The 20,878-nt window shown below is 73.9% G+C and carries 8 protein-coding genes; all 8 read right to left on the reverse strand.

Annotated elements, in window-relative coordinates; translation table 11 throughout:
- The 8 genes from ABZ370_RS18820 to ABZ370_RS18855 all read right to left on the reverse strand — a co-directional run bounded on the left by ABZ370_RS18820 (window position 1) and on the right by ABZ370_RS18855 (window position 20,869).
- Window positions 1–4,047, reverse strand: a complete 4,047-nt coding sequence (locus ABZ370_RS18820; protein ID WP_358621868.1) for an amino acid adenylation domain-containing protein — start codon at window positions 4,045–4,047, stop codon at window positions 1–3.
- A complete protein-coding gene (locus tag ABZ370_RS18825; protein ID WP_358621871.1) occupies window positions 4,044–7,454 on the reverse strand; it encodes an amino acid adenylation domain-containing protein in 3,411 nt (1,136 codons plus the stop codon). Before ABZ370_RS18825 ends, ABZ370_RS18820 begins: the two co-directional genes overlap by 4 nt.
- 402 nt (window positions 7,455–7,856) lie before the next feature.
- A complete protein-coding gene (locus ABZ370_RS18830; RefSeq protein WP_358621873.1) occupies window positions 7,857–8,498 on the reverse strand; it encodes a LuxR C-terminal-related transcriptional regulator in 642 nt (213 codons plus the stop codon).
- 232 nt (window positions 8,499–8,730) lie between these two features.
- Window positions 8,731–10,299: an MFS transporter gene (locus tag ABZ370_RS18835; RefSeq protein WP_358621876.1), complete on the reverse strand. Its 1,569-nt coding sequence runs from the start codon at window positions 10,297–10,299 to the stop codon at window positions 8,731–8,733.
- Window positions 10,300–10,378: 79 nt separating this feature from the next.
- Window positions 10,379–13,372 carry a beta-ketoacyl synthase N-terminal-like domain-containing protein gene (locus tag ABZ370_RS18840; protein ID WP_358621879.1) on the reverse strand — a complete coding sequence of 998 codons (2,994 nt, stop codon included), beginning with the start codon at window positions 13,370–13,372 and terminating at the stop codon, window positions 10,379–10,381.
- Entirely contained in the window at window positions 13,369–17,406 is a 4,038-nt protein-coding gene (locus tag ABZ370_RS18845; RefSeq protein ID WP_358621882.1) for an SDR family NAD(P)-dependent oxidoreductase, read from the reverse strand. The genes ABZ370_RS18840 and ABZ370_RS18845 overlap by 4 nt, the downstream gene beginning before the upstream one ends.
- Entirely contained in the window at window positions 17,403–19,055 is a 1,653-nt protein-coding gene (locus tag ABZ370_RS18850) for a type I polyketide synthase (RefSeq protein ID WP_358621884.1), read from the reverse strand. The genes ABZ370_RS18845 and ABZ370_RS18850 overlap by 4 nt, the downstream gene beginning before the upstream one ends.
- The gene (locus ABZ370_RS18855; protein WP_358621886.1) at window positions 19,052–20,869 is read right to left on the reverse strand and encodes a fatty acyl-AMP ligase; all 1,818 of its coding nucleotides are present in this window, start codon (window positions 20,867–20,869) and stop codon (window positions 19,052–19,054) included. Before ABZ370_RS18855 ends, ABZ370_RS18850 begins: the two co-directional genes overlap by 4 nt.
- Window positions 20,870–20,878: the final 9 nt, after the last annotated feature.

The following is a 20,878-nucleotide window of genomic DNA, read 5'->3' on the forward strand; positions in this document are numbered from 1 at the left end:
TCAGCCCCTGCCATTGGGTGCGGAAGTGAGCGCCGTGCCGAGCCAGTCGGCGACTCGGGCGGCGATGGCCGGGACCCGGCCGGGTTCGACGATCGAGTAGTGGTCGTACGGCCAGACCTCCACGGCCAGGTCGGGGCAGAGCTCGCGCCAGGCGGGGACCGGGTCGGGGCGCCGCACCTCACCGGCGACGAGGAGGAGGGCCGGAACCTTGGACCCGGCCGCCCGGTACCCGCCCAGAATCGCCAGGTTGTGGGCGTGGACCCGCAGGAGCAGCTCGTACTGCCGTACGCCCGCCTCGGCGGGAATCCAGCCCTGGGCGGCGGCGACCTCCGCACCGGTCTCCATGAGCCGGTGGGCGGGTGCGGCGAGCACGGCCGCGCGCGCCGCCGCGGGCAGCCGTCCGGACGCCAGGTCGCCGAGGAACGCGAGGTGCCGGTCCGCCTCGCCGGTGGCCTTCCGGTCCTCCGTGAGATCGCTGTCGATCATGAAGAGCCCGACGTCGTGTCCCTGGTCGGTCAGTTGTCCGGCGACCTCGTACGCGAGGATGCCGCCCATCGACCAGCCGCCCAGTAGGTAGGGGCCGTTGGGCCGCAGCCGCTGGAGCTCCTCGCGGTAGGCCGTCGCCATCGACACCAGGTCCGGGGCGAGCGCCGCCGTCGTGCCCTCCGCGAGGGCGCGGGACTGGAAGGCATGTACGGCGCCGGGCCAGGAGCGCGCCAGCGCGGTGTAGCCGCTCACCGAGCCGCCGACCGGGTGGAAGAGGAAGAGCTCCCGGCCGGAGCCCTCTGGGCCGTCCGGAGCGGTGCCGTCGGACAGGGGGACGACGCAGGTCGCGACCCGGTCGCAGTCCTGGATGCGCCCGGCGAGTGCCCGTACGGTCGGCGTCTCGAAGACCTGGCCGAACTGCAGCTCGACACCGAAGTCCGCCTGGATGCGGTTGATCAGTCGCAGCGCCAGCAGCGAGTTGCCGCCGAGCGCGAAGAAGTGGGAGTCCGGGCCGATCGCGGACACCCCGAGGAGCTCGGCCCACAGCGTGCTGAGCTTCTGCACGAGCCCGCGAGCGCCAGGGTCCGTGTCCGCGCCCGCACCCGTCTCCGCGTCCGCCTCCGGCCGGGCCTGTTCGGTGAGGGTGGCCAGGGCGGTGGCGATGTCCACCTTGCCATTGGCCGTCAGCGGCAGCCGGTCCAGTACATGGATCTGCCCGGGGATCAGATAGTGCGGCAGCCGGGTCCGCAGGTGGGCGAGGACCGCCGCGCTGTCGAGCCGCTCGCCCTCCGCCGGGACGACGAGCGAGACCAGGCGGCGCTGGCCCCCGGGCGTCTCGGCGCCGCTGACCGCGCAGTCGCCTACGGCGGGGTGTTCCCGGATGGCGGACTCGACCTCTCCGGGCTCGACCCGGAAACCCTGGATCTTGAGCTGACGGTCCTCACGGCCCAGGAACTCGATGGTGCCGTCCGGCCGGTAACAGCCGAGATCCCCGGTCCAGTACAGCCGCTCACCGGTCACCGGATGGTGGAAGAACCGCTCGGCGGTGCGTTCTTCGTTCCGCCAGTAGCCCTTGCTGAGCCCCGCCCCGCCGATGTGGATGCGGCCGACCGCCCACGGCGGACGCAGCACCAGGCGGTCGTCGAGCACCCGCATGGTCTGATTCCGCAGCGGGACCCCGTACGGAATGCTCGGCCACGCCGGATCGACGGTGCCGATCTCGTGGATGTTCGACCAGATCGACGCCTCGGTGGCGCCGCCCATCGCGATCAGCCGCACGCCGGGCCAGGGGGAACGCAGCCGGTCCGGGAGCGTGGTGGGAATCCAGTCGCCGCTCATCAGAAAGGCCCGCAGGGGCGGGGTGCCCGTCTCCGGCCGGTTCGCCACCACCTCGGCCAGCATCTGCGCCAGCGCGGGCACCGAGTTCCACACGGTCGCGCCGTGGGCGACGGCGGCCTCGGCCCAGCCCACCGGGTCGGGACGGGAGGTCGCGGCCGGGAGCACGAGGGCGGCGCCCACGGCCAGGGTGCCGAAGACATCCCACACCGACAGGTCGAAGCTCAGCGACGAGATGCCGAAGACCCGGTCCCCGTCGGTGAGTTGGAGGCGTTCGTTGATGTCGGCGATGGTGTTGACGGCGGCCCGGTGCTCGATCATCACGCCCTTGGGCGTTCCGGTGGAGCCGGAGGTGTGGATGATGTACGCGAGGTCATCGGGGTCGCCCGGCTGCGGGAGAGCGGGGCAGCTCGGCCCCTCCGCGCGGGCGGATTCGTCCACGGATTCGTCCACGGACAGGACCGGCCGGGAGCCGAGCGCGTCGGTGCCCGGTGCGCTGTGGGACTGGACCAGCACCGCCCGCGCCGCGCACGAGTCGAGCAGATGACGCACGCGTTCGGCGGGCAGGGCCGCGTCGACGGGGCAGTACGCGGCACCCGCCCGCAGCACGCCGAGCACCGCGACGATCTGTTCCCAGCCCTTGGTCATGACCACGGGCACGACATCGCCACGGCCCGTGCCCTGTCCGGCCAGCCAGGACGCCACGGCCCGGGACCGGCTCTCCAGCTCCGCGTAGGTCAGTGTCCGCCGCGCGGAGATCACGGCGGGGGCCTGCGGACGCTGTGCGGACCGGCGCAGGAAGCCGTCCTCCAGCCGCTCCGGGCGTGGCGGTGGGACGGCCGCGTTCAGGGCCGTCACCAGGGACCGGTGGCCGGGCGGCACCGGATCGGGTTCCCGCTCCGTTCCGTCCGGCCCGGCGAGCGCGTCCAGCATCCGTCCGTACGCCTCGAACATCAGGTCCGGCAGGCCGGGTGGGAACGCCTCGTCGACGACGTCCCACACGCAGTCGACACCGCCGTCCGCCGCGTCGTGCAACTGGTTGTCGACCAGCACCTGGGGGGTGCGCAGCTCGCTGGTGACTTCGCGGCAGGCCAGCCGGTCCCGGCCCTGGTGTCCATGGTCCCGCGCGGCCCCGGCGGCCGGTTTCAGCATGCTGGTGAAGACGTACGGGAGCGCGGCCCGGGAGGTCCAGCCGCGCCGCGCGGACAGCTCGCGGGTGATCCGGACACCGGCCACATCGCCGTTCTGCAGATCCCGCCAGACCTGCTTCTGCAGATTCCTGGCCCGGTCCCAGAAGTCGCCGGGGCGGCGCAGGTCCACCTCCAGGGGCAGGGTGGCGCCGAACTGCCCCATGGTCCCGGCCATCTCGGGCCGGGACGTCGCCCAGTTCTGGTGCAGCATGTTGAGGCTGAAGTGAGGGGCGTCCGACCAGGTGCCGAGCACCTCGGCGAACACGTGCAGCAGTGCCGTCGTCGGCAGGACGCGGTGGCGGCGGAAGCCCGTGCACAGCCGCTTCCACTGCTCGGCCGTGAGGCGGTGGGTGCGCCGCCGGAACCGCACCGGGGTGATGGCCGAGGGCTGCACGGCCAGCGGAAGCCGGGGTGCGTCGGGGAGGGTGGCGAGCCGGTTCTCCCAGTACCGCCACTGCTCCTGATACTCCGGGGTGTCCTCGTGGGCCAGCAGTTTCATCCGGCACGCACGGTAGGTCAGCTCCGGGCGGGGCAGGTCCGCGTCGGGGTCGTGGTAATACGTCCGCCACTCGTCCATGACCTGGCGGATGCCCCGGCCGTCCAGGAGGAGCAGGCTCATCGCGATGTGCACGCGGGCCCGCCGCCCCCGGACGAGACTGATGGAGATGTCGAAGAGCGGCCAGTGGGCCGGGTCGATGCCGTCCTCGGCCATGCGCCGCCGCGTGGCGAGGAGTTCGGCCTGCCGCGCGTCCTCCGTGAGACCGGTCAGATCCCGCACCGGCAGCCGGTACGGGGTGGTCTCCGTTTCGTCGAGTACCCGTTGAGTGCCCGACGCCTCGATCACCACCCGGAGGTGGTCGTGGCGGCGCAGCAGCCGTTTGACGGCGTCCTCCGCGCGGGTGACGTCGAGGTTCACCATGTCCAGCTCGACGTAGTAGCCCGGCCGGAATCCGCCCAGTTCGACCATGGGGGACATGCCGACGAGGTAGGCCTCCTGGAGGGGCGTCAGCGGGAAGGAGGCGGCGTGGCCGGTCATGCGCGCGCCCCGGTCTCGTCGGCCAGTACAACGGCCAGCTCCCGGATGGTCGACGCCTGGAACAACATGTCGATGACCTCGTCACCGGCCTTCTCGATGCCGAGTTCGGCGCGGAACCTGGCGACCATGCGGACCGCGTGGAGGGAGTCGCCGCCCAGGTCGAAGAAGTTGTCCTCGACGCCGAAGCCGTCGTGCCCGAGCGCGTCGCACCAGATCTCGTACAGCTTCCGCTCCAGCCCGGTCCGCGGCAGGGTCCGGCTCTCCGGCGTCGCCGCACGCCAGGGGGAGGGGAGGGCGGAGCGGTCGACCTTGCCGTTCCCGCTGAGCGGGATCTCGTCCAGCAGGAGGAAGTGGTGCGGAACCATGTAGTCGGGCAGCAGCTCGCCCAGTTCCTTGCCCAGGGTGGTGAGGTCGAGCGCGGCCCGGCCGGTGGGTGCGCCCGCGACCAGCACATGCTGGATCAGCGCGTCGACCTCCGCCGCGCCCTCGGGCACGGCGGCGAACCGGGTGAAGCCCGCGGTCGTCAGCTGCCGGTGCCACTCGGGTGACGACAGCAGGGTGGCCTCGCGCTGGTCCTGGTAGTTGCCGAAGCCTTCGAGGAAGGCGAAGCTGATCAGGTTCAGCGGGGAGTTGACCGTACCCTCGATGAGCACCAGCAGACCGCCCGGGGCGAGCAGTTCGCGGACGTTGCGCAGGCTCTCGGTCAGGTTCTTCGCGTCGTGCATGACGTTGGCCGCGACGATGACGTCGGCGCAGCCGGGTGCGAGGCCCTGCCCGGCCGGTTCGGCGTCGATGTCGAACAGGCCGTAGCCGACGAAGGGGTAGACGCCCTCGTAGCGCTTCCTGGCCTGTTCGGTGAAGGCGGTCGAAAGATCGGTGAAGTGGTAGGTGACGCGGTCGGCGGGCAGCGCGGGCAGCACCCGGTCCGCGGTGGCCCCGGTGCCCGCGCCCACCTCCAGGACGCGGACCGTGCGTCCGGTGGGGAACCGCTCGACGAAGGAGCGGACGGCCCGGGCGGCGATCCGGTTCTGCAGTTCGGCCGACGGGTTGGCGGCGTACAGGGCTTCGGTGACCCGCCAGTCGCCGTCGGGGAGCAGCAGCCGCAGCGGGCGTACCGTGCCGCGCAGCAGCGGGAGTTGCTGGTCGACGCAGTCGGTGAAGTAGTCGAGGAGCACCCGGTCGGAGCCGGTCGCGGTGGCCGTGCCGAGCGTGGCGGTGATCTCCTGGTCGAGGGCGTCGGCGTTCAGGGCCCGCTCCGCGCGGTACTCGCCGGGCCGCCCGGTGGCGGTCAGCGTGCCGCGGTCCGCGAGGACGGCCGCCCACTGGCCGACCAGCCCCCGGTAGAGGGGCTTCACCCCGCCGCGTTCGACGATCTCGTCGATGGTGACCGTCTCGCCCGGGGTGGTGAACACGCCGAGCCGGGCGAGGTTGCGCGCCATGACGGACGGGGCGAGCGACTCCAGCCGGTGCCACAGAGCGCGGAACGTCGCGATCGCCGGGGCGAGTTCACCGGCGGCCCGCCGCCGCTCCTCGTGGGCCGCGTCGAGCACCGCGGACCAGGAGGGGGCGGTGTCGGCAACGGGCTCCTGGGCCGTCTCCGGTCCGGCGGGGCCGTCCTCGGGCAGCAGATAGGCGACGAGCTGGTCCCGGTCGGTGGCCGGGTTGGTGTCGATGGTGAGGATCGCCTCGCGTACGCCCGCCTGACGGCGCAGCACGGCCGCGATCTCGTCGAGCTCGATCCGGAAGCCGTTCAGCTTGACCTGGGTGTCCTCGCGGCCCAGGAACTCGATGTCCCCGCCCGGGAGATAACGTCCGAGGTCACCGGTCCGGTAGAGCGTCTCGCCGGACGCCGGGTGGACGATGAACCGCTCGCCCGTCCTCGTCGGGTCGGCCCAGTAGCCCTTGGCCACGCCGGTGCCGCCGATGTAGATCTCACCGGTCGTCCACACGGGGCACGGGTCGAGCCGGTGGCCGAGCACGTGGAGGGTCTGGTTCGCGAGCGGTTTGCCGTACGGGATGCGCTTCCATTCGGCCGGGACCTCCCCGATGGGGAAGTGCACCGACCAGATGGACGCCTCGGTGGCGCCGCCGAGGCTGATGATGTGCGCGTCCGGGTACGAGTCGCGCAGCAGGTCCGGCAGCGATACCGGAATCCAGTCCCCGCTGAGCATGACCAGGCGCAGGGGCGCCGCGGCCGGCACCGGGGCGGGGGCGTCGAGCCAGACGCGCAGCAGGGCCGGGACGGAGTTCCAGACGGTGACGTCGTGCCGCTCCACCAGCTCGGACCAGTGCTCGGGGTCGTGCGCCCGGCCGGGGGAGGGGATGACCACCGCGGCGCCCGCGGCGAGCGCGCCGAAGACGTCGTAGACGGAGAGGTCGAAGCTGAGGGAGGAGAGCGCGAGCACGCGGTCGGCGGGGCCCACCTGGAACCGGCGGTTGATGTCCTGGAGGGTGTTCGCGGCGCCGCGGTGGTCGATGACCACGCCCTTGGGACGGCCGGTGGAGCCCGACGTGAAGATCACGTAGGCCAGGTCGTCCGGAGTGGGCGCGAGGTCCAGCGGACCGGAGTCGGCCGCGCGTACCTCGCCGTCCTCGACGGTCACCAGGTGGACGCCGGTGGGCCACTCCAGCTCGTCGCGCAGCCGCGGGGTGGTCACCACGATCCGCACGCCGCCCTGTTCGATGAGCTGCGCGCGGCGGGCGGTGGGCCACTGCGGATCGATGGGGAGGTACGCGGCCCGGGAGAGCGTGACCCCGAGCACGGACGGGACCTGGGCGAGGCCCTTGTCGACGACGACGCCGACGAGCTGTCCGGGACGCGCGCCGAGTTCGATCAGGCGCCGGGCGAGCTGCCGGGCTCCGGTCACGACCTCGCGATAGGTGAGTCGGCCGTCCTGGGTGAGGGCCGCGACGGCGTCCGGGGTCCGGGCGGCCTGGTCCTCCACGAGCGCGCAGAGGGTGGTGGCGGGGATGTCGGCGGCGGTGCTGTTGGCGCTGTCGCGCTCGGCGGTCTGCCACCGCGGCAGGGCGGTGAGCCGGTCCGGAGCGTCCCAGGCGCCGGGGTCCCGAACCAGCCGGCCCAGGAGCTCGGCGCAGACGTCGACGAGGTCTTCGGGGAGTCCGGCGGGGAAGAGCTGATCCTGGATCTCCCAGGTGAGGGTGGCCGCGCCGTCCTGCTCGGTGATGTGGCACGCGATCGCGGGCGGGGCGGACGGGGCGGACGGGGCGGACGAGCCGGATGCGGCGGGTTCGGTGGCTTCGGCGGAGGCCGGGACGAGCTGCCGCCGCACGCGCTCCGCACGGGCCGCGAAGGAGTCGTCCGGCTGTACGTCGAAGTCGACCGGGACCCGCGTGCCGAGGTCGATATCGAGCGAGAAGCCGGGCTGTTTGGACCACAGCCGCAGCACCTCGGCGGCGGCTGTGACGAGAACCGCGGATGCGCTCAGACATCGCCCCTTCGCTGTTTGCAGAAGGGAAGAATAGTCATTCTTCGATAGGTGCGTCCGGCGCGGGACGGCGCTGATTTCCGGGGTCCTTCCGGCGAGCGGAAGGGTGGGGATTTCCGGCGCCGGGGAGGATTCCGGAAGCTGAATCCTGATTCCGGTGCCAGGTATTTCGGCAAGTCTGTTCTGCGCCATTTCTTGATGTCCCCCTGTTGAAGATCGTGATGGGTGCGTGGCGAAGCGCCCCTGGGCCGTGGGCCGTACGGGAGGCCGCGGCGGAGCCGGGGTCCGGCGAGGGCGCGACGCGGAGGTGCGGTACGGAGTGCGGTGCGGAGGGTGCTGTGTCGCTCGTCGCTCAGGAGTCGCTCAGGAGACGTCTGTGCCGACGTCGCTGAGCTCCAGCAGTCCGCTGCGGAGCGCGACGGCCACGGCCGACGTCCGGTTCTGGCAGTTCAGCTTGCCCATGAGGTTCGCGAGATGGCGCTTCACGCCGTGCTCCGTGATGCCCATCGTGCGCGCGATCTGGCGGTTGCTCATCCCCTGGGCGACGCCCCAGAGGGTCTCCGTCTCGCGCTCGGTGAGGCGCGGGCGCCGAGTCTCGCTCTCCGGCGCGGCACACGCGAGCCGGATGACCTGGTGCAGGGCCTCGGGGGACACCGAGACCGTGCCGCGTCGCAGCGGCGTCAGGACCTCGTCGAGCGCCGCACCCTGGAGGTCTTCGAGGCGCAACACCACGTCGGCCAGCACCCATTGGGCGGTGTCGAGCTGGTTCTGCATCAGCGAGCGCAGAACCAGTACCACGTGGGTGGACGGCTCGGCGAGCAGCGGGCTGAGCAGGGAAAGGTCCTGTACTCCCAGGGCCGAGGACAGCACCAGGGTGAGGGGCCGGGTGAGCTGGTCGAGCGGAATGTCCGCTGCGGAGGCGGCCGATATGATGGATTCGGCCCGGGTGTCGGTTTCCGCGAACCGCCTCAATAAGGGTCGCGAGGCCGGGTCGGGATCGACCACGACAATGCGTCTACAGTATTCGTCCGTGTCTTGACGGTCGACTGACATGATACTCCCCCGTGATCGGCGTGTTAGGCCAGAACAACGGGGCCTACTATTGACGGTAGAAGTTGTAGGCGTCAAGTCTTATTTACTCATTGACTTTTGCAATCTGGGTCGGCGTGGCGAGCCGCCCCGGCGGGTGGTTCGCCCGCCGGGGCCAAGTCCCCTTTCGCCGGGGCGCGTCCGTGACTCAGTGGGCCATGATCGGTCCCGCGGAGGGGTCGGGCTTGCCCTTGGGCAGCAGCGTCAGGCCGACCACGGCGGCCACCGCCGAGATGGCCGCGCAGGCGAGGAACGCGCCATCGAAACCGTCGACCGAAGGCGCCGCGCCACCCTCCAGACTGGAGCCCGCCACGGCGGCGACCACCGCGATCCCCAGCGAGGCACCCAGCTCATGACAGGTGTTCACCAGCCCGGAGCCCAGTCCGGCGTCGGCGTGCTCGACGCCGTGCATGGCGCTGGTGATGGCGCAGACGAAACCGGTGCCCAGTCCGAAGGCCAGCAGCAGGAAGCCGGGCAGCAGCTGGGTCCACGCGTTGCCCTCCCGCTCCAGACCGGTCAGCAGCAGCGCCCCGGCCGTGGCGAGCACCATGCCGGAGGCGGCCGTCACCCGCCAGCCCAGGCGCGCCACGGCCTGTGAGGCGAGGTGGGCGCCCATGGTGGTGGCGAGGGCGACCGGCAGGAACATCAGGCCGGTGCGCAGTGCGCTGAACTCCAGTACGTGCTGCAGGTAGAACGAGCAGAGGAAGAACGCCGAGATCAGGACGCCCGACGCGGCGAGCATCAGCAGACTGCCACCCACCATCGAGGGCCGTGCGAGGAAGGGGAGGCGCACCAGGGGCGCCGCCGCCGAGCGCTCCGCCAGGACGAAGAGCACGGCGCCGACCACCGCGCCCAGCAGCGGGAGCCAGGCGGACTGGTCGCCGAAGCCGTGGTCGCGGGCCCGTACCAGCCCGTAGATGAGCAGGGCGGGGGTCGCCGTCATGGTCAGCGCGCCCGGCAGGTCGATCCCGGACGGCGCCTCTCCGTGGCCGTGGCCATGTCCGTGCTCGTGGCCGTGCCCGTGTGTGGCGACCGCCTGCTCCTTGAGCAGTGCGGGGACCGCCAGCAGCACCACGAGGCCGATCGGCACGTTGACGAAGAAGATCCATTCCCAGCCCGGCCCGGACGCCAGTACGCCGCCGATCAGCACGCCGAAGGCCGCGCCGGTGCCGCCGATCGCCGCCCACACGCCCAGCGCGCGGTTGCGCTCCGGGCCCTGGAACACGGTCATGACCAGGGCCATGGCCGCCGGTGACATGACGGCCGCGGCCACGCCCTGGAGGGCCCGGGCGCCGATCAGCACACCGCCGCTCTCGGCCAGTCCGGAGACGAGCGAGGAGGCCGTGAAGAGCGCCAGACCGACCAGGAACATCCGGCGGCGGCCGACGAGGTCGCCGATCCGCCCGCCGAGCAGCAGCAGACTGCCGAAGAACAGCGTGTAGGCGGTGACCACCCAGGTCAACGAGGATGCGCCGAGGGAGAGTTCGGCGCCGATCGTGGGGAGCGCCACGTTCACGACGGTCACGTCGACGATGAGCATGAACTGCGCCATGCACAGCAGCGTCAGGATGAGCCAGCGGCGCGGGTCCGGCGGACCGTCGGCCGCCTCACCGTGCTGGCCGTGGTCGTGGGCGTGGCCATGGCCGTGCTGCTCCGTCGTCACGTGGTGGTGTCCCGCCCCGGCCACCTCGCCGTGGGTATGACTCTCCGGGTTCACCGCAGGCTCCTTAACTTGAACAACACTGTCAGAGTTAGCTTAGGGCAAGCCCCGGATAATCTGAACAGCGTTGTTCAACTTATTTGCCGGTGCGGACGACGGCCGCCACCAGCCGGGCCACGGTCGGGTGCTCGAAGAGGTCCTTTGGCCGGAACTCCAGACCCGCCGCCCCGGCCAGCTCGGCGACCCGCCCGGCCAGCACGGAATCGCCGCCCAGCTCGAAGAAGTCGTCGTCGGGCCGGACCGGTGTCACGCCCAGGACCTCCGACAGGATCGCGGTCAGGGTGGCCACCGCGCCGCTCGCCCGCGGCGCGCCCTCCGGCGCCGTCTCCGCCTCCTCGGTTTCCGGTTCCGTCCGCGCCTCCGTCTCCGTCCACGGTGTCGCGTACCCCGGCTCGGTCCAGTGCCGTACGCGCCGGAAGGGATACCCCGGCAGCGGCACCCGGCGGGCCGGTCCGTGCCGCGCCGCCGTCCAGTCGACGTCGACGCCGGACTCCCACAGCACCCCGAGCGCCCGCGCCAGCGCCTCGCCGTCGTCCAGGGAGGTCTGCTCGGCGTGCCGCATGGCGCTGACCGCGCGATGGCCGTCCGACCACTCCGTACTGCGCCGCGCAGCCGATACCAGGGAGCGTCCGGGCCCCGTCTCGACGAGCACCCGGCCGGGCTCGGCCAGCAGGCTCCGTACGCACTCCGCCCACCGCACGGTGCCGCGCAACTGCCGGGCCCAGCGCTCCGGGTCGGTGGCCTCGGCGGCCGTCATCCAGCCGCCCGTGACGTTCGAGACGAGCGGGACCGCCGGGGCGGACAGCGGGACCGTGCCGACCAGTTCCGCGAAACGCTCCGCCGCCTCGTCCATGGCCGCCGTGTGGAACGCGTGCGCCGTGCGCAGCTCGGACACCTCGGTGCCGGACGATGTCAGCCGCGTGGCGAGGGACCGGACCTCCCCGGTGGGTCCGGCGACCACGCACGCCCCGGGCTCGTTGACCGCGGCCACCTCCAGCGAGGTGCCGGTCAGGAGTTCACGTATCCGGTCCTCCGCGAGCCGGACCGAGAGCATCGCGCCCGGGGGCGCGGAGCCCATGAGCCGTCCCCGTGCCGCCACCAGCCGTACCGCGTCCCCGAGTTCCACCACGTCGGCCAGGCAGGCCGCGGTCAGCTCCCCGACGCTGTGACCGCCGAGGGCCGCGGGGCGTACCCCGAACGCCTCCAGGCTCCGCGCCAGCGCGTATTCGACGGCGAAGAGCGCGGGCTGCGCGACATCGGTCCGGCGCAGCGCCGCCGCGCCGTCGCCGAACAGGTCCGCCCGGACATCCCGGCCGGTCTCCGCCGTGAACAGTTCGGCGCAGTGGTCGAGTCGCGTACGGAAGACCCCGCCGCGTCGGTACAGATCCGCGCCCATGCCCGGGTACTGGGCACCCTGGCCCGGCAGCAGCAGCACGGGGGCGGGCGGGACGCGCGGGAGGCGGGCGGTCGTGCGGTCCGCGCGCAGCAGCTCCGCGGCCCGCTCCGGGGTGTTCGCGGCGACCGCGGTGCGGCAGGAGAAGGGCCTGCGCCCCTCGGCGAGGGTGTGGGCGACGTCCCCGAGGTCGCTGTCCGGGCCCAGGGCGTCGGCCAGCCGTCGGCGGGAGTCCCGCAGCGCCTCGGGCGTACGGGCGCTGACCAGCAGGACGGGCGCGGCGGCGCGGGAGGCGTCCCCGTGCCACGCCTCCCGGCCGGCGGGGACCGGCGACTCGGCCACCACCACATGGGCGTTGGTGCCGCCGACGCCCAGCGAGCTGACCCCCGCCAGCAACGGCCCCGGCCCGGTCCACGCCCGCGTCTCGCCGACGATGGCGAACGGCGAGGACTCCAGGCGGAGTTCGGGATTCGGAGTGCGGTAGTGGGCGGTCGCGGGCAGGGTCCGGTGCTCCAGCGCGAGGACCGTCTTGATCAGCCCGGTGACGCCGGAGGCGGCCTCCAGGTGACCGATGTTCCCCTTGACCGACCCGATGAGGCAGGGGGCCGTCCGGTCGCCGTCGGGGTCCAGGGCCTGCCGGAGGGCGGCCACCTCGACCGGGTCGCCCAGGGCGGTGCCGGTGCCGTGGGCCTCGACGTAGCCCACCTCGTGCGGATCGGCCCCCGCCACCGCGAGCGCCTCGGCCACGACCGCGGCCTGCATCTCGACGCTGGGCGCGGTGAAGCCCATCTTCAGCGAGCCGTCGTTGTTGACGGCGGTGCCCCGGATCACGGCGCGTATCCGGTCGCCGTCGGCGAGCGCGTCGGACAGCCGCTTGAGGACGACCACCCCGCCGCCGCTGCCGAACACCGTGCCGCTCGCCGCCGCGTCGAACGGGCGGCAGTGGCCGTCGGCGGACATCATCGAGTCGGGCTCGTGGAGGTAGCCCACCCGGTGCGGGACCTTCACCGTCATGCCCCCGGCCAGCGCCACATCGCTCTCCCCGCACAGCAGGCTCTGGCAGGCGAGATGCACCGCCACCAGCGAGCCGGAGCAGGCCGTCTGCACGGTCAGCGCGGGTCCGCGCAGGTCCAGCGCGTGGGCGACCCGGGTGGCGAAGAAGTTGGGGTCGGTCAGCGTCAGGGCGTGGATCAGCGCGGTCGACATGCCCGCGCCGAGCAGCTCCCGGGGGTCGTGGTGCGAGAGCAGGTTGTAGCCGAAGTAGCCGCTGAACGAGGGCGCGGCGAACACGCCCACCGCGCCCTCCCGGCGGGCGGGGTCGTGCCCCGCGTCCTCCAGGGCGTGCCAGCAGCACTCCAGGAACAGCCGCTGCTGCGGGTCCATCGCGGCCGCCGTGGTGGGCGGGAGCCCGAAGAACTCGGCGTCGAACTCCTGGTATCCGTCGAGGACGGCGGCCCGGCGCACATAACCCGGCCGCTCCAGCGCCGACTTCGGCACCCCCGCGCTCAGCAGCTCCTCGTCGGTGAGGTCATCCAGGGCGTCGCGCCCCGCGCGGATACCGTCCCAGAACTCCTCCGGAGTACGCCCGCCCGGAAACCGTCCGGCGAGCCCCACGACCGCCACCGCCTCGGGGCCCTCCGGGTCGCCGCCGCGAGGTGTCCGCTGTTCGCCGCTCATGTATGTCTCCTCCGCGCTTCGCCCCGCCACGGCCGGGCGGCCGTGCTCCTGGCCGCGGCCCTGCGGGTCGCCGCCCGTACCGAGTCGGCCGCGACCGGGCGCGGCCCGTCACCGCCGGAGACCGTGTCCGTCACGTGTTCCGCCAGCTCCAGCGCGCTCGTGCCCTGCAACAGCCGGGCCACCGGGACCTCCACCGCGAAGTCCTCGCGCAGCGCGTTCCTGATGCGGACCGCGGACAGCGAGTCCAGGCCCAGGTGGACCAGTGGCTCGTCCGCGACCCGGTCCGGTTCCGTGAAGCCGAGTACCCGGCCGACGTGGCGCAGGGTTCTGGCCCGTACGACATCCCGGCGCGCCCCGGAGGTCAGGGCGGCCAGCGCCGCCCGGTCGAAGCCGTTGCCATCCGCCTCGTCCGCCCGTTCTGGCTGGTCTGCCCGGAACAGCGTGGCGAAGAAGGACGAGTCGCGGCTGTGCGGGTGGGCGTGGGCGAAGTCGCGGGGCGACAGCCGGGCCACACCGCCCTGTCCGGCGTCCCGGGCGATCAGGGTCTCCAGCGCCGCGAAGCCCTCGCGGACGGTGAGGTTGCCGACCCCCGGGATGGTCCGGCCGCGCACCGCGCCGATCTCGCCCCACGGGCCCCAGTTGACCGTCAGCGCGGGCAGTCCCGCCGACCGGCGCAGCGCCACCACGGCGTCCAGGAAGGCGTTCGCCGCCGCGTATTCGGCCTGGCCGGGCGAGCCCACCAGCGACGCCAGCGAGGAGTAGCCGATCCACCAGTCGAGCCCGGCGTCCGCGGTGGCCTCGTGCAGCCGCCACGCGCCGTCCGCCTTCGGCGCCCACACCCGCCGCAGCCGGTCGTCGTCGGGTTCGGTCACCATGGCGTCGTCCAGCACCGCCGCCGCGTGCACCACGCCCCGCAGCCGGAAACCGGCCTCGGCGAGCGTGGCCGTCATCCGCTCGGCGGTGCCGGGCCGTGCCACGTCCCCGGCGACCAGCTCGACCCGGGTGCCCAGCGCCCGGACCCGCTCCAGCTCCTCGGCCACGTCGCCGCCGACCGGCCCCCGGCCGCCCAGCACCACGGCCCCGGCACCGCGTTCGGCGAGCCAGCGGGCGGTGGCGAGCCCCAGTCCGCGGGTGCCTCCGGTGACGAGATAGCCGCCGCCCGGACGGACCACCACCCGGTCGCGCCCGGGGGCCGCCGGGGGCCCGGCGACGAGCCGCGCCACCAGGCGTTCGCCGTTCCGCCACGCCACCTCGTCGGGGCCGTCCGCCGCGAGCAGCTCCGCGGCCAGCAGGGGCGTCCCGAGGTCGTCCACATCGACGAAGCGGGCCCGGAGTTCGGGCCGTTCCTGGCGCAGCGTACGGACGAGTCCGCGCAGCGCGGCCTGGACCGGATCGGGCCGCTCATCCGCGCGCACCCGCTGAGCGCGCAGGGTGAGGACCGTCAGGGGAGGCGGCGGGGTGCCCGCTTCCTCGTGGCCGCGCAGCAGCCCGGAGACCAGCCGCAGCGCCGAGCCCACCCGCAGCCGCGCGGACTCCGCCGGGTCGGCGAGCCCTCTCTCTGATCCCCATCCCACGAGGACGACACCGTCCACGGCCCGCCCGGTGTCCCAGGGGCCGTCGGGGCCGACGGCCACGGTGGCGGCACCGGCGGCCGACAGTGCGGCGGCGACGGCGGTATGCCGCGCGGACCCGGGTCCGTCGCCCACGAGGAGCAGCGACCGTCCGTCGCCCCGCGCCGGTTCCGGCGGGGATACGGCGTCCCAGCCCACCCGGTGCAGCAGCGGCGCGACGGCGACCGGGCGCGCCTCCTCGCCGACCGGGCCGAGCCGCAGCCCCGTCAGTTCCGCGACCGGTGTGCCGTGGTCGTCGGTGATCTCCACATCCGCCGACAGGTCGCCCCCGGCCGGGCCGGGGCGCAGCCGGGCCCGGCAGACGAGCGAGCCCTGCGGACGGCCGGTGACGCGCAGCCGCTCCACTCCGGTCGGCAGATACGTTCCCGCCGTGCCGGGCGGCAGCAGCGCGCCCAGCCCGTGCAGACAGGCGTCGAGCAGGGCCGGATGGAACCGGAACCGGCCGTCCGGCGGCAGCGCCGACGGGCGGGACACCCGGCTGACGGCAGTGTCCCCGGCCACCCGCACGGCCGTCAGCCCCGCGAAGGCGGGCCCGTGCTCCTGGCCGAGGGCGCGCAGCGCCGCGTAGACGTCTCCCACGTCGTGCCGTACGCCGCCGTCCGGGGGCGGCTGTGGTGCGTCGCCACGTACCGCCGTGGCGGGACGGCCGACGCTCGCCCGGGCGCGGGCCAGCACCGTGGCGGCGCCGCCCGAACCGGCGACGACCACGACGGAGCCACCGGTTCCCTCGGCGTCCTCCTCCAGCGTGGTGGTGACGGTGGCGGCTTCCACGAGGGGCAGGACCCGTTCGAAGGAGAGCCCGGAGATCTCCACCTCCTCCGGTTCGGCGCCGAACGCCTCGCACGCGGCGGCCACGGCCAGTTCGACGTGGGCGGTGCCCGGCAGCACCGGGCCGCCGTGCACCCGGTGGTCGTCGAGCCAGGGCAGCCGGTCGAGGCCGACGCGGCTCTGCCACACGTGCCGTACCGGCAGGCCGGGCAGCGTGATCCGCCCCCCGAGCAGCGGGTGGGCCGGGGTGTCCACGGGGGAGCGGCGCGGGGAGGGGAAACGCAGGCGCTGCCAGTCGTAGGTGGGGAGTTCGGCGTGCCGCCCCGCCGGGACCGCCTCGCGCGGCAGCGGGACGCCCGCGCAGTGCAGGGCGGCGAGCGTGTCCGCCAGGGCGGTGTCGCCGGAGGCGCCACGGCTGAGCGTGCCCAGCACGGTGCAGCGGTCCCGGCGTGGGCCGCCGCCCTCCATCACGGTCTCCAGGACCGAGTGCGCGACGACCGGGTGGGGCGAGACCTCCAGGAAGATCCGCCGGTCGTCCTGTACGGCCGCTCGCACCGCCTCCAGCAGCCGCACGGGCCGCCGCAGGTTCGCGGTCCAGTACGCGGCGTCCGGCACGGGCCGCTCCCGGGGATCGTCCGACGTGGCGCTGTAGTAGGGGAGTTCCACATCGCCGTACGGAATGCCGGACAGGGCCGCGCGCAGGTCGCCGAGCAGCGGGTCGACCAGCGGGCTGTGCGCCCCGATACGTACCCCCGGCACCAGCCGGGCCAGCAGCCCCCGGTCCCGGCATTCGGCCACGAACTCCTCCACGACCGTAGGCAGTCCGGCCACCACGCAGGCGCGCGGCGAGGAGTGTACGGCGACCGAGATGCCCGGACGGCCGTCCAGATGGCGGCACGCCTCGGCGGCGTCCAGCTCCACCAGCGCCGTCGCGCCGGTACCGGCGAGACGCTCCGCCATCAGCCGGGACCGGCGGCAGACGATCCGCGCCCCGTCCTCGGCCGTGAGCGCCCCCGCGACCACGGCCGCGGCGACCTCGCCCATCGAGTGGCCGATCACGGCGCCCGGACGGATGCCGAGCCCGCGCCACACCTCCGCCAGGCCGACCTGCATGGCGTACACGGCGGGCTGGACCCGGTCCATGCCGGAGCCCGTCAGACCGTCCTCGGTGAGGAGCGCGCGCAGGGAGAGGCCGTTCTCCGCCCGGACGACCGGTTCGAGCCGGTCGACGACCGAGGCGAACAGCGGCTCCCGGGCCAGGAGCCCGGTGCCCATGCCGTCCCACTGCGAGCCGTGTCCGGAGAAGACGAACACCGGGGCCGTGCCCTTCGCGTGGGGAGCCCGCCCCCGCGCGGCGTGCGGTCCCGGCTCCCCGCCGTCGGCGGCGGTACGCAGGCGCAGCGCGAGGGTCGCGCGGTCCGCCGCCCGGATCACCAGGCGCTCCGGCAGCTGGGACCGGCGCAGCGCGAGGGTGTGCGCCACATCGGCGAGCGGGGTGTCCGCACCCTCGTCGGTCAGCCACTGGGCGAGCCGTCCGGCGTTGCCGCGCAGCGCGGCGGGCGTGTGCGCGGAGAGCGCGAAGAGCATTTCTGCCTGGGGCATGCGGTCGGTCCACTCCCACTCGGTGACGGTCACGGTCTGGCGGCTGCGGCGGCTGCGGGCTCGGCGGGGGCTGCGGGCGCGGCCGGTGCGGGGTCCGGGGCCTCGACGAGCACCGCGTGGGCGTTGGTCCCGCCGAACCCGAACGAACTCACCCCGGCGGTGCGCGGCCGCCCGCCGCGCGGCCACGGGACGGGACGGTCGACCACCGTCAGGCCCAGATCGTCCAGCGCGATACGGGGGTTCGGGGCCGTGTGGTGCAGGGTCGCCGGGATCAGCTCGTGGTGCAGGGCGAGCGCGCATTTGGCCAGCCCGGCGAGCCCGGCCGCGCCTTCCAGATGGCCGAGGTTGGACTTGACCGAGCCGATGCGCAGCGGGTCCGCCGCCGACCGGTGGCCGCCGAGGGCGGCGCCGAGCGCGCCCGCCTCGATGGGGTCGCCCAGCGGGGTGCCGGTGCCGTGCGCCTCCAGGTATCCGGCCTCCGCCGGGTCGAGGCCGGAGCGCTCCCAGACCTCGCGGATCAGCGCCTCCTGGGCGGCGGGGCTGGGCGCCATCAGCCCGTTGGAACGGCCGTCCTGGTTGGTGCCGGTCGCGCGGACGACGGCGAGGACGCGGTCGCCGTCGCGGAGCGCGTCGTCGAGCCGCCGTACGACGGCCACCAGGCATCCTTCGCCCCGTACGTAGCCGTCGGCCTCGGCCGAGAAGGGACGGCACCGACCGCCGGGCGAAAGGGCGCCGCTCTCCCCGAAGTTGAGCGTCACACCCGGCGACAGCATCAGATTCACCCCGCCGACCAGCGCGGTGTCGCACTCCCCGGCGAGCAGGGCCTGCCGGGCCAGGTGCAGCGCCACCAGGGAGGAGGAGCAGGCCGTGTCGACGGTCAGGCTGGGGCCGCGCAGATCGAGCGCGTACGAGAGCCGGTTGGCGATGATGCTCATGGCGGAGCCGGTACCGGTGCGCGCCGTGATCGAGGGCAGATCGTCCAGGGCGCCGCGCCCGTGGTCGTCACTGCACGCGCCCACGTACACGCCGGTGTGGCCGGTGGCCGCCCGGTCGGCCGGTACCCCCGCGTGCTCCAGCGCCTCCCAGGCCACCTCCAGGAGGATGCGCTGCTGGGGGTCCATCTCGGCGGCCTCCGCGGGGGCGATGCCGAAGAACTCGGCGTCGAAGCCGTCCACATCGGCCAGGAAGGCGCCGTGCCGGTTCGCCCGCTCGACCGCCGCCGCGTAGCCGGGCGAGAGCTGACGGTAGGAGTCCCAGCGCCCGGCGGGCACGGTGCCGACGGCGTCGCCGCCGGAGCGGAGCAGCTCCCACAGTCCGGCCGGTGAACCGATGTCGCCGGGCAGGCGGCAGCCAAGACCGACGATCGCGATGTCGCCTTCACCGGCCGGGGGAGCGGCCCGGGCGGGGGCCGGTGCCGGGGCCGCCGGGGTCCCGGTCAGGAAGGCGAGCAACCGGCGGATGGTGGGGTGCTGCCACAGCACCGTCGGGTCCAGTGTCCGGTCGAGCAGCTCCTCCAGCTCGCCCGACAGGGTCACCGCGTCGACCGAGGTGAATCCGTACGCGTCGAAGGGCAGGTCGGGGTCGACCCGCTCCTCGGGGACACCGCCGCGCCGGGCGGCGCGCGCGACGAGCAGACGGCGCACGTCGTCGGCGGAGGCCGAGGCCCGGGAGGAACCGCTCATCGGTTTCCCTCCCCGGCCGTCGTCGCCGTGGCCAGCGCACCGGCGAGGTAGAGGTCGCGGCAGGCGGCCCGGCGGATCTTGCCACTTGTCGTCTTCGGCAGGGTCCCGCGCCGGATCAGCACCACCTCCGCGACGTCCAGCGAGTGTCTCGACAGCACGGACCTGCGGATCGTGGAGCGGACCTCCGCGAGATCCGCGCCCGCCCGGCCCCGGTCGAGTTCGGCCACGACGACGGCCCGCTCGCCGTGTTCGCCGAGCAGACCGGCCGGGAAGGCCGCGACATGGCCGGGCCGGATCGCCGGGGCCGCGCTCTGCACCGTCAGTTCCACATCCGCCGAATGGTGGTTGCGGCCGTCCACGACGATCAGGTCCTTGAGCCGCCCCGTCAGATACAGCTCGCCGTCGTGCAGGAACCCCAGGTCACCGGTGCGCAGCCAGCCCCCGCCGCTGTCCGTCCCACCCTCCGGGGCCGCCGGTCCGGCGAGCGTGGCGCCGAAGACCTCGGCGGTGCGCTCGGGGCGGCGCCAGTACCCGGCGCACACGTTCGTCCCGCGCACCCACACCTCACCGGCGCGCGCCGCGCCCGGCGGAAGGGGCGTCCCGGTGGCCGGGTCGACAATGCGCACCTCCTGGCCCGCTGGAGTCCCGCAGGCGACCACGCGGTAGCCGTCGGTGTCGCCGTCCGGCAGCACCCGCACCCGGTCCCGGGCCAGCTCCGCCCGGTCCAGCCGCAGTGTCCGGGGGGCTGCCGGGCCGCCGAGGGTGACGGCGAGCGTGGCTTCCGCGAGGCCGTAGCTCGGGCAGTGGGCCGCGTTCCGGAACCCGTACGGGCCGAACCGCGCCGTGAAGCGGTCGAGGGTCGCCGCGCGCACCGGCTCGGAACCGTTGACGAGGACGCGCAGCGACGACAGGTCGAGGCCCTCGCGGGCCCGTTCGGAGACCCGGTCGACACAAAGGTCCAGGCCGAAGTTGGGCGACACGGTGTGGGTGGCCCGGTGGTCGCCGATCGCGCGCAGCCAGCGGACCGGCTGCTGGATGAAGGCGAAGGGCGCCATCAGGGTGGCCTGGGTGCCGGTGATCAGCGGCACGGCGATCATCAGCAGCAGCCCCATGTCGTGGAAGAACGGCAGCCAGCCCGCGATCCGCGCGTCCTCGCCGATGCCGAGCCCGGCGCGCAGCTGCTCGGCCCCCGTGGCGAGGTTGAGGTGGGTGACCTCGACGCCCGCCGGGTTCCGCGTGGAGCCCGAGGTGTACTGCAGGTACGCGATGTCGCCGGGACGCTCCGCCACCGGCAGCAGGACGCCACGCGCCCGCGCCGGGTCCGCGGTGTCCACCAGGACGACCGCGGGTTCCCCGATGTCCGGGGCGTCCGCGAGCAGTTGGCGCACCTCGCGTTCGTGCGGTGTGGTCGTCAGGACGGCGCTCGGGGCGCAGTCGGCCATCGCGAGCCGCAGCCGCTCGTCGGACCGTGACGTCTCCGGCGCGTACAGCGGCACCGCGAGGACCCCGGTGTACAGGCACCCCAGGAAGGCGGCCACGTAGTCGGCGGTGTGCGGGCACAGGATGGCCACCCGGTCGCCGGGGGAACACGCCCGGCTCAGCGCGCCCGCCACCGCCGCCGCCTTCGCGTGGAGCTGACGGTAGGTGACGTCGACGGCGGTACCGGAGCGGTCGGCCCCGTAGTCGAGGAAGGTCATGGCCGTGACGTCGGGACGCAGCCGGGCGGCATCGCGGACCGCCGCCACCAGCCCGGTCGGCTGCCCGGTCGACTGTCCGCTCGGCTGCCTGCTCGGCTGTCCGGTCGAGGTGTTCACAGTCAGGTC

Origin of the sequence: Streptomyces sp. NPDC005962, from assembly GCF_040629205.1 — a bacterium.
Lineage (GTDB): Bacteria > Actinomycetota > Actinomycetes > Streptomycetales > Streptomycetaceae > Streptomyces.